This window comes from Mesorhizobium sp. M0601 (genome assembly GCF_040320845.1).
In the GTDB taxonomy this organism is placed as follows: domain Bacteria; phylum Pseudomonadota; class Alphaproteobacteria; order Rhizobiales; family Rhizobiaceae; genus Mesorhizobium.
In genome coordinates, this window is sequence record NZ_JAMYQK010000096.1 from 1 (window position 1) to 2688 (window position 2688).

The window sequence follows — 2688 nt, forward strand, 5'->3', positions numbered from 1 at the left end:
AGGGTCAACCGGCGCGGTAGCGGAACCGCGCAATGACGTCATCCAATGGTACTGCCATGGCCCGCTCTAGGTTCGCCCAGTAATACGCGGCACTAGCGAGTAGCTCCTCGCTCTGGTCAGGTGCGCGCTCCGCCTTCCAGTACCTTATTAACGCGAGCATGGTGAGCCGCGCGAGAGCCGCAACTGGCAAAAGTGGAAGTTCTGACTCGTTTATCGGCCGGCTCTGCTCGTAACCGGCGACAAAGGCAAAGGCATCCTGCCAAGGGTGATCCTGAGAGCGGCCGATCAGGTGCGCGACCGTATTGGCGGGGTCAAAGATCACCGCGCTATGGACAGCGTCACCAAAATCAAGGATGGCCTTCACGAAGACATCGCTGTGCGGATCCACCACGACATTGTTGGGAGCGTAGTCACCGTGGATCACTTGCATTTCAAGACTGGGCAGCCTCGGCAGCACGACTTCTTTGAAGAGCCTGAAGACCCGTTGAGCCAGCAGTCGGCGCTTGGGGTCTGGCGTATACTCAACAAGTCCGGCCCAATGGTGAAAGTGCCTAATGTCGTAAACTAAGCTGCGCGCGGCGGCTGGATGCCCAAATAATCGCAGCGCACTGTTTACGCGCCCGAGCATGTCTCCCAGCTTGGTCAACTGCTCAACGTTGGCATCCATTTGCTCCCATAACAGGCCTTCGACGAAGCAGAAGACGCTGAGTATTCGACAGGTGCCATCGCCCAAGTCGATTAGAACGGCATCCCTTCGATCAAGGGTAGACTTGATCCGCTGGATCGGCAAGGCGTGAGCGGCATCATCAAGATAACGCATCGCCGTAATCTGCAACGCCGTAACTGGTTCGGGCTCGTCAGACGGTGACACCTTTACGAGGTATTCATTCGCATCGGCTTTAAGCCTGAACGTATGGCCCTTTTCACTGCCCAATCGTTCAACCCGTCCGCTGAGCCCATAGTGCCTCTCAAGCATGTTTTTCAACAGCAAGGGGTCGATAGATTGGCTTGATGAGAGCAGGCTGCTCTCCTCCAGGAGCCGTTGGAACACCGCGTCGGGTGATTTGTTCATGTATTAGAACCTTTAAAGCCGCTGTTTCGCTACGATGGCAAAGGCCTCAAGGAATCGAGACACATCTGCAGCGGTGAAAGCGACTGGAGGGCGAACTTTCAACACGTTGCCGGCGGGGCCGGTCCGGCTGATCAGAACTCGACGATCGCGGAGGTCCTTGATGATGCTTTCACAACGAATGGGATCGGGCTCGAGCGTCTCTCTGTCCTTGACGATCTCGACGCCAAGGTACAGGCCGCTACCTCTAATTTCCGCAACATAAGGAGAATCCCGTGTCACCGTTTTAAGCCCTGCCAGCAGGGTCGCGCCGTTGGCGGCTACGCGTTCACGTACATTCTCCTGCTCGAACACATCGAGTACTGCGGACGCCGCGGCTACAGAAATCGATCGGCCACCCAGTGTGTTGAAGTAGCTGACCTTCTGTCCGAATTCGTCAGATACCTCCGGGCGGAAGACGACGCCAGAGATGGGGAAACCGTTCCCCATCGCCTTGCCCATCGTGACGATATCGGGAATCACCGCGTGCCGACTGAACCCCCACATCGAATCTCCGAGCTGGGCGAACCCTGATTGAACCTCGTCAGCAATGTAGAGGCCACCAGCGGCGTGAACCTCGTCGACCATTGCCGGCATGAAGGCCACAGGGTGGGTAAAGATTCCGTCGGAGGTGAACGCGGAATCGGCGATCAAGGCTGCCAGCCTGTATCCATGCCGTTCGAGGTCAATAATTGCGGAACGCACTTGATCCCGCATATACTCCTCGAGAGATCGTTCTGCTTCGCAGAGCCTTGGGTCAGGAGCGGCAATGAGTCGGACGCTCGGTGCGAGCGGAGATCCTTCCCCTAGCATTGGGGAAAAACTCGCGACCTCACGAGTGCGACCGTGAAACGCCCAACGAGTAGCAATGATACCCTCGCCGCCCGTATGGAACCTCGCGACCCGAATTGCGAGATCATTTGCTTCGGAACCAGTGCAGGGCAAGCTTAACTTCGACAGCTCCGCTGGGAATGTCGCAAGTAGCCGCTCAGCATAGGTGACCAGTGGCTCCTGGGGGTAGCGGGTATCAGTGTTGACTGCAGCCATCTGGCGGTAAACGGCGTCCACAACATGCCTATGCGCGTGGCCAACGCCCGGAACGTTGTTATACGCGTCGAGATAGTCATTGCCGTCGCTGTCTATTAGGTGGGCACCAAAACTCGAGACAAACTCCACCGGAATCGTCTCAGAAAACTGGTAACCAGGACCGAGCACCGTGTCCCGGCGTCGGATGATGTCCTGCAGTCGTTCAGGCAGACTGCTGATACCACTAGGGTCGATCAGCTTGGGGTGGCGCGCGCTCATCTCAGCGTGACAGTGAACGATCGCAGAAAACCTCCGGGGTTTTCGCAGGGCCGGATGCTACATGGCGAACAGTAGCACCGCTTCGCCTAAGATTGGCGGGCGCCGCCTGGACGCCAGGCATTGCAATCGTTACGTTAACCGCTGCAAAAAAGCCTGCGTTCATTTGAAGTGCCCAAGCGGCTGCAATTAGTGCCATGTCCTCGATCGTCATTAAGCAGCCCGTGGCCGCGGGCGTCCAATTCAGTTTGCAGATTGGTGTCTTCTGGCGACGAGAT

The 2688-nt window shown here is 57.2% G+C and carries 2 protein-coding genes; both read right to left on the bottom strand.

Annotated features, from left to right (window positions below):
- Positions 1-4: 4 nt before the first annotated feature.
- Complete coding sequence (locus NKI41_RS32880; protein ID WP_352687182.1) at positions 5-1072, bottom strand: phosphotransferase; 1068 nt, start codon at positions 1070-1072, stop codon at positions 5-7.
- Between the two features lie 12 nt (positions 1073-1084).
- Positions 1085-2413, bottom strand: a complete 1329-nt coding sequence (locus tag NKI41_RS32885; RefSeq protein WP_352687185.1) for an aspartate aminotransferase family protein — start codon at positions 2411-2413, stop codon at positions 1085-1087.
- Positions 2414-2688: the final 275 nt, after the last annotated feature.